The following is a 7,120-nucleotide window of genomic DNA, read 5'->3' as shown; positions in this document are numbered from 1 at the left end:
CGACGTCGAACTCGCCCTGGTAGAGATGGAGCCAGGCGGCGTAGCCCCGGTGCACGGCGACGTCCCGGTCGGTACCGGACCGCTCGGCGGCGTCGGCCGACGTGAGGAACAGGATCCGCCAGAGGTCCCACGCGGGCCACGTGTCGGAGAACCAGGGCAGGGCTTCGGGCGACGTCGAGCACGAGCCGGTCCTCGCCGAGCGCGAAGGCCTGGGTCACCGCGCTCGCCCACTGCGGCCCCTCGATGCGCAGCCACGTCCGAGCCTGTTCGGCGGAGTCGAAGTGGCGTCCGGGGGCGGCGGGATCCGGCTCGCGGTCGGGTTCGAACCACAGCCCGGCGTTCTGCGCGGTGGCGAGCACCCAGTGCCGGAGCGCCCGTCGCTGCCGTGCGGTGGCCGGCTCGTCGCGTCGCGAGAGCGCCGCGGCGAACAGCCGGACGAGGTCGTGGAGCTGGTAGCGGTTCCCGCCGCGCGCCTCGACCAGTCCGAGGTCGGTGAGCTCGTCGAGGCGCTCGGCGGTCTCGTCGACGTCGGTGGACGCTGCCGCTGCCGCGAGGTCCGCGTCGAACGTGGCGCCGTCGATGAGCGCGAGGCTGCGGAACAGGTGCTGTGACGCGGCATCCGTGTGGCCGTAGGAGAGCGTCAGGGCCGGCTCGACGGCGAGGTCGCCGGCGACCAGCGCGCGGAGGGGGTCGCGCCGCGCGGTCATCGTGTCGAGGAAGTCCCGGACGGTGGAGCGGGGCTGCGCGGCGACGCGGTTCGCGGCGATCCGGAGCGCCAACGGGAGGTCACCGCACGCGCTGGCGAGGGCATCCGCATCGGCGTCGGTGCGTTGCGACGCGGGCACGATCCGACCGATCAGCTGCACGCTCTCGGCGCGGTCGAGCGGTTCGAGGGTGACACGGCGCACGTTCACGAGGCCGGCGAGGCTGCGGCGGGACGTGACGACGACCACGGTGTTCGTCGCGGCGAGCAGGGGACGGACCTGCTCCTCGTTCGCAGCGTTGTCCAGGACCACGGCGATCCGCTCCCGAGCCGTGATGCGTCGCCACTCGGTGATGGCCGCGTCGAGTGTCGCGATGTCGCGGAGCTCCGACGTCTGCGCGATGAGCGACTGGAGCACGTCGAGGGGCGACAGGGGGAGCGAGTGCATGCCGTTCAGGTCGACGAAGGCGCGCTTGCCGGTGTCGTACCCGTGCCGGCTCAGCGCCTCGAGGGCGAGGGTCGTCTTGCCGACACCGGCGGGCCCGCAGATGACGAGGATCGGCGCAGCGAGGTCAGTGGCGGGACGACCGAGGAACTCGGCGACAGCTCGCATCACGTCGGGTCGACCGGTGAAGTCCGTCACCAGTGCGGGCGCGAGCATCGCGGAGCGGAGCGAGCCGTCAGCCGCGATGCGCGGCGCGCGCGCCAGACGGAGCATCGCCTGCTGCTCGTGTTCGGGGAGCCCGAGCGCGTCGATGAGGGCGGTGAGGGTCCGTCGTTGTGGCGCCGCGCTGATGCCACGCTCGATGTTGCTGATGGTCCGGTCGCTGATCCCGGACGCGTGCGCGAGCGCTTCGAGCGTGAGGCCCGCCGTGAGTCGGTGGCGTCGGAACCGCACACCGAGCGGGTCAGTCATCGGGATCTGTGTCGACGCGGGGTTTCTTCATGCTTTCTTCCTGGTGTCGGGTCCCCGGGTTGCCGTTCCATGAGGTGCAACACCATGGTGCCTGACCGTCCGATCAGAAGCGAGCGGACCGCACCATCGGGGAGGGGACCACACCATGCCATCGCCCACCATCATCCTCGTGCACGGCGCCTTCGCCGACGCCGCCAGCTGGGCCCCGGTCACCCGGGAGCTCCTCGACCGCGGCCACACCGTCATCGTGCCGCCGGTCTACAACCGCAGCCTCGCCGATGACGCCGCCTCCATCCGCGCCGTCGCCGAGGCGGTCGACGGTCCCGTGGTCCTCGCCGGGCACTCCTACGGCGGGGCGGTCGTCACGGTGGCGGGTGCCGCCGAGAACGTCGTCGGACTCGTCTTCGTCGCCGGGTACGTCCTCGAGGAGGGCGAGAGCCTCGGACAGCTGCAGGGCGGCTTCCCGGATTCCGACCTCGCCGCGAACCTCGTGTACACGCCCTACCCGATCGCCGGGGTGGACGACGGCACCGACGTGTCCGTGAAGATCGACGCGTTCCCGCCGGTCTTCGCCGAGGGCGTCGATCCGGGAACCGCGGCGGTCCTCGCGGTGTCGCAGCGCCCGCTGAGCGGTGCGGCGTTCGGCGAACCGGCATCGGTCGCCGCCTGGAAGACCACGCCGGGGTGGGGCATCGTCTCGGCGGACGACCACACGATCAACCCCGACGTCGAACGGTTCGGCTACGAGCGCGCCGGCCTCCGCGGCGTCGTCGAGCTGCCCGCTCCGCACCTGGTGATGCACACCCACCCGGCGGACGTCGCCGACGTCATCGAGACCGCCGTCCGCGAGACCGCCGGCGAACGCGACTGACGACCGACCACCCACACACCACCACGATCGAACACAGGGAGACGACCATGGGATACGTGACCACCGACGACGGTGCAGAGATCTACTTCAAGGACTGGGGGGACCCCGACGCGCAGCCGATCGTGTTCCACCACGGCTGGCCGCTGTCCTCGGACGACTGGGACGCGCAGATGCTGTACTTCCTGGCCGAGGGCTACCGCGTCATCGCCAGCGACCGACGGGGCCACGGCCGCTCGTCGCAGATCGGGACCGGCCACGACATGGACCACTACGCGAGCGACGTCTCCGCCGTGGTCGAACACCTCGACCTGCACGACGCGATCCACATCGGCCACTCCACCGGCGGTGGTCAGGTCGCCCGCTACGTCGCCCGGTACGGCCAGCCGCAGGGCCGGGTCGCCAAGGCCGTCCTCGTCGCGGCGGTGCCGCCGCTCATGGTCAAGACCGAGGCCAACCCCGACGGCACCGACATCTCGGTCTTCGACGGGTTCCGCGAGGCACTCGCCGCCAACCGTGCCGAGTTCTTCCAGGCCGTCGCCTCCGGTCCGTTCTACGGCTTCAACCGTGACGGCGTCACGCCGTCCGAGCCGGTGATCGCCAACTGGTGGCGTCAGGGCATGACGGGCAGCGCCCTCGCGCACCTCGAGGGCATCAAGGCCTTCTCGGAGACCGACCAGACCGAGGACCTGCGCGCCATCACCGTTCCCGTCCTCGTCCTGCAGGGCGACGACGACCAGGTCGTGCCGTACGAAGACGCCTCGCTCAAGCAGGCGGAGCTCCTCAGCGACGCGACGCTCAAGATCTACGAGGGGTACCCGCACGGCATGCTGACGACCCACGCCGACGTCGTCAACCCGGACATCCTCGCGTTCCTCCGGAGCTGACGCGGCGCCCGGGGGCCCTTTGCGCCAGGCGCGGTGCAGGTGAGCCGATCGGCTCACCCGCACCGCGCCTCCCGTCCCAGACGCGGCGACGGGGCGGACCGGCGACTACGTTCGGGCAGGTGAACGACGAGCGACGCAGGGAACTGGGCGACAGCGACGCCCCGGTCGAGGACGAGATCCACGAGTCGTTCACCGCGATCGTCGAGGAGGGTGCCGAGCGGCTCCAGCGCACCACACGGGTGGTGCTCACGACGGGCTTCGCCGGCGGCCTCGAGATCGGGCTTGGTGTCATGGGCTACCTCGCGGTGCTGCACGAGACCGACAGCCACCTGCTCGCCGGTCTCGCGTTCAGCGTCGGACTCATCGCCCTCTACCTCGCGCACAGCGAGCTCTTCACCGAGAACTTCCTGCTGCCCATCACGGCGTTGATCGCTCGCGAGGGCACGGTCGGACAGCTGGTCCGGCTGTGGGTCGGCACCCTACTCAGCAACCTCGCCGGTGGGTGGCTGTTCATGTGGCTCGTCGTCCAGGCGTTCCCGCAGTGGCACACGGTGCTCGAGGAGTCCGCCCGGCACTACGTCGACGCGCCGTTCGGCCTGCAGACCGCCGTGCTCGCGGTGATCGGCGGCAGCACGATCACGCTCGTGACACGGATGCAGCAGGGGACCGACTCCGATCCGGCCAAGATCGTTGCCGCCGTCGTCGGTGGCTTCCTGCTCTCGGGGCTGCAGCTCTTCCACTCGATCCTCGACTCGCTGCTCGTGTTCGGGGCGATCCAGGCCGGGTCGTCCATCACGTACGGTCAGTGGCTCGCGTGGTTCGGGTACACGCTCCTGTTCAACGTGATCGGCGGCGTGGTCCTGGTGACCGCGCTGCGGCTCGTGCGCACGGCGGACCTCCTGCAGCGTCGACGTCACGACGGCACCGGCACCGGCACCGGCACCGCGAGCTGACAGCGGGATCGCACGCCGAGCCGTCAGGACGACGGTTCGGCCGCACGCCGAGCCGTCAGGACGACGGTTCGGCGGCCCGTGGGATCGGCAGGGCGATCTCGACGTCCGGGTCGCCCTCGCGCGCGGCTCGGATCATGGAGTTGGCCGTCGCAGCGAGCGGGACCGCGAAGAACCCGCCGGCGATCCCGCCGACCGTGGTGCCGGCGATCACGGCGACGAGCACCGCGAGTGGGTGGACCGCGACGACCGATCCGGTCAGGAACGGGTGCAGGACCTGCCCTTCGAGCTGCTGCACCAGGACGACGACGCCGAGCATCACCAGGGCGACGACCCAGCCCTTGAAGAGCAGCGCGAGCAGGACCGCCACCGCTCCGGCCGCGAACGCCCCGACCACCGGGATGAACGCGCCGACGAACACGACGACGCCGATCGGTCCGGCGAGCGGCACGCCCAGGAGGAACGCGCCGAGGGCGATCCCGATCGCATCGGTGGCGGCGATGACGACCTGCACCCGGATGAAGTGCGTGAGCGTCGTCCAACCGGCCTCGCTCGCCACGTGCAGACGGTGCTGTGCTCGCCGCGGGAACAGCGACACGATCCAGTCCCACATGTGCCGGCCACCGGTGAGGGCGAAGATCGTGACGAACGTGACGATGAACAGGCCCTCTCCGAGGTGGACCANGGTTGCGCCGGCGACCGCGACGCCCTGCTGCAGTTCGGCGCTGTGCTGCTCGATGAACGTCCTCGCGTCGGTCGAGATCGTGTCGAGGTCGACCGACGGCAGTCCGAACGGCGGGTGCCGCAGCAGGTCCTGGACCGTACCGATCAGCGCGACGCTCCGCCGCTCGAGGTCGGGCAGTTGCTCGTTGACCCGCCACACGACGAGGAAGACCAGGAACGCGATCCCGGCGACGAGGGTCAGCAACGCGGCCGTGATCGCGAGCCACTTCGGGACGCCGTGCCGTTGCAGGAGCGCACTGAAGGGGACCAGCAGTGCCGCGACGACGAGCCCGATGAGCAGCGGGACGACGACGTTGGCGAGCGTGAACGCGACGTACCCGGCGAGTCCGATGGCCGCCGCGATGACGAGGAGCCGACCGGCGAAGACCGCGCCGGCGCGGAGGCCGGACGACGTCGGGCCGTCGGTGGTGGAGGGTGTGGTCATGCGCGGTCTCTCGCTCGGGGGTCGTGGGCAGTGCCATGATCCGCCGGGGCTGCTGGACGCGGTCCAACCCGATCAGCGCCGGTCGCCCGTGCGCCCTCGGCTCGGCAGCCGTCGCGGGACGAGTGCGATGTTCCCGAACCGCCCCGGGTCCTGGAACGCCTCCTGCGCGGCGACGATGTCGTCCAGTGGGAACGTCGCGGCGAGCAGTGGCCGGATCTCGTCGTGCTCGACGGCGGAGACGACCTGTGGGAACACGCCGTCGTCCCAGGTCGTCGTGCCGATCAGCCGGAGGTCGTCGAGGTACAGCCTCCGCAGATCGAGCTCGACCACGGGGCCGGCGATCGCACCGGAGGTGACGTAGGTGCCGCCGGGGACGAGCCGGCCGAGGACGTCGCCGAACCCGGGGCCCGCGACGTTGTCGACCGCGACGTCGACCCGCTCGCCGTCCATCGCCTCGGCGAGGTCGACGTTCCGGTCGATCACCTCGGTGACGCCGAGCGCACGCAGCCGGTCGTGCTTCGCCGGGCTCGCGACCGCGATGACCCGCGCACCCCGACGGAGCGCCAGCTGGACCGCGGCGGAGCCGACACCGCCGGAGGCTCCGGTCACCAGGACCCGTGTCCCCGCGCCGACGCCGCTCCGTTCGAGCATGTTCTCGGCGGTGCCGGAGGAACACGGGATCGTGGCGAGCTCGGCGTCCGACCACCCGGACGTCACGGGGAACACCTCGCTGACGGGCACCGCCACGTACTCGGCGAAGGCGCCGTCGCGGTCGGAACCCAGCCATCGAACCACCCCGTCCGTCAGGCCGGTCATGCAGGACCGGACGAGGACCCGTTGCCCGAGCAGCTGCTCGGATCCGGCCGACCCCGCTTCGACCACGGTGCCGCAGCAGTCGGCGCCCTGGACCAGCGGGAACGGCGAGGGTCCGGCGTAGCCACCGGACTCCCCGTCCGCGAGCGGTGCCGCGCTGCCGGTGCCGTCGCGGACCGAGGAGCTGTACCAGCCGATCCGGGTGTTGATGTCGGTGTTGTTCACACCGGCGGCGGCCACGCGGACCAGGACGTCGCCCGGTCCGACGGCCGGCACGGGAACGCGTCGATGCTCGAGCCGTTCGACGCCGCCGATCCCCGTGGTGACCACCGCCGTCATCATCCGGGTGTGCGTTGCGTCCGTCATCAGGCCGGTCCGAGCCGGGTGTCGTAGCGGACGAAGACCACGGTTCGTCCGTCGACCTCGCCCGTGTACTCGCCGACGTGCCCCGCCACACGTCCTCGCAGGTCCGTCGCCGACGCGCTGTGGAGCGCTGCGGAGGCCCTCGCGGTCACGTCCGCCGAGGACGCGCCCGCCAGTGCGGGGACGTCGGACCCGACGGGGAGACGGACGAGCGCTGCCGCGTACGACCCGTCCCGGCAGCCCCGTCACGAGGACGGGCCGCCGCGGCACCCGACGGTGGACCTCCTCGATGACGAGTTCGGCGACCGGTCCGATCAGGGACACCAGGACCGCGTCCGGCGGGTCGGTGCGGAGTCGCTCGACGATCGCGTCGACGTCGAGCGGCTCCGGCGGTGTCGCCGCGAGGTGCGCCAGCCGGTGGTCGAGCCCCCGGAACGCGGACCGCAGCTGCG

The 7,120-nt window shown here is 71.6% G+C and carries 6 protein-coding genes and 1 pseudogene; 3 read left to right on the top strand and 4 right to left on the bottom strand.

The genetic code is table 11. From position 1 onward, the window contains the following. Window positions 1–1,619: helix-turn-helix domain-containing protein (locus I5E_RS22075; RefSeq protein ID WP_148287030.1), on the bottom strand; the 1,619-nt coding region annotated here is incomplete at its 3' end. A gap of 145 nt (window positions 1,620–1,764) precedes the next feature. Between I5E_RS22075 and I5E_RS17310 the strand changes: the two genes are divergently transcribed. The 3 genes from I5E_RS17310 (at window position 1,765) to I5E_RS17300 (ending at window position 4,327) form a co-directional block, all read left to right on the top strand. Beyond that, window positions 1,765–2,490 carry an alpha/beta hydrolase gene (locus I5E_RS17310; RefSeq protein ID WP_022908099.1) on the top strand — a complete coding sequence of 242 codons (726 nt, stop codon included), beginning with the start codon at window positions 1,765–1,767 and terminating at the stop codon, window positions 2,488–2,490. A gap of 47 nt (window positions 2,491–2,537) precedes the next feature. Further along, window positions 2,538–3,374, top strand: a complete 837-nt coding sequence (locus I5E_RS17305) for an alpha/beta fold hydrolase (protein WP_031263055.1) — start codon at window positions 2,538–2,540, stop codon at window positions 3,372–3,374. A gap of 119 nt (window positions 3,375–3,493) precedes the next feature. Then, the gene (locus I5E_RS17300; RefSeq protein WP_022908097.1) at window positions 3,494–4,327 is read left to right on the top strand and encodes a formate/nitrite transporter family protein; all 834 of its coding nucleotides are present in this window, start codon (window positions 3,494–3,496) and stop codon (window positions 4,325–4,327) included. 55 nt (window positions 4,328–4,382) lie between these two features. Here the strand turns inward: I5E_RS17300 and I5E_RS17295 are convergent, their stop codons facing one another. The 3 genes and pseudogenes from I5E_RS17295 to I5E_RS27115 form a co-directional block, all read right to left on the bottom strand. Continuing rightward, complete coding sequence (locus I5E_RS17295) at window positions 4,383–5,492, bottom strand: AI-2E family transporter (RefSeq protein ID WP_022908096.1); 1,110 nt, start codon at window positions 5,490–5,492, stop codon at window positions 4,383–4,385. 72 nt (window positions 5,493–5,564) lie between these two features. After that, window positions 5,565–6,671, bottom strand: coding sequence for a zinc-binding dehydrogenase (locus I5E_RS17290; protein WP_022908095.1), 1,107 nt, complete (start codon window positions 6,669–6,671; stop codon window positions 5,565–5,567). Between the two features lie 231 nt (window positions 6,672–6,902). Beyond that, window positions 6,903–7,115 (bottom strand): annotated as a pseudogene (locus I5E_RS27115) (DUF6716 putative glycosyltransferase); the annotation flags it as partial. Window positions 7,116–7,120 lie beyond the last annotated feature (5 nt).

The sequence above is a fragment of the Curtobacterium sp. B18 genome (assembly GCF_000333375.1).
Taxonomy (GTDB): domain Bacteria; phylum Actinomycetota; class Actinomycetes; order Actinomycetales; family Microbacteriaceae; genus Curtobacterium.
Note: the sequence above shows the minus strand (reverse complement) of the source record. Positions and strands in the feature narration are given on the sequence as shown.

What these genes read in the sequence shown, in the direction of transcription:
- I5E_RS17310 (WP_022908099.1), top strand. Translation starts at nt 1,765, where the DNA reads ATGCCATCGCCCACCATCATCCTCGTGCACGGCGCCTTCGCCGACGCC.
- I5E_RS17305 (WP_031263055.1), top strand. Translation starts at nt 2,538, where the DNA reads ATGGGATACGTGACCACCGACGACGGTGCAGAGATCTACTTCAAGGAC.
- I5E_RS17290 (WP_022908095.1), bottom strand. Translation starts at nt 6,671, where the DNA reads ATGACGGACGCAACGCACACCCGGATGATGACGGCGGTGGTCACCACG.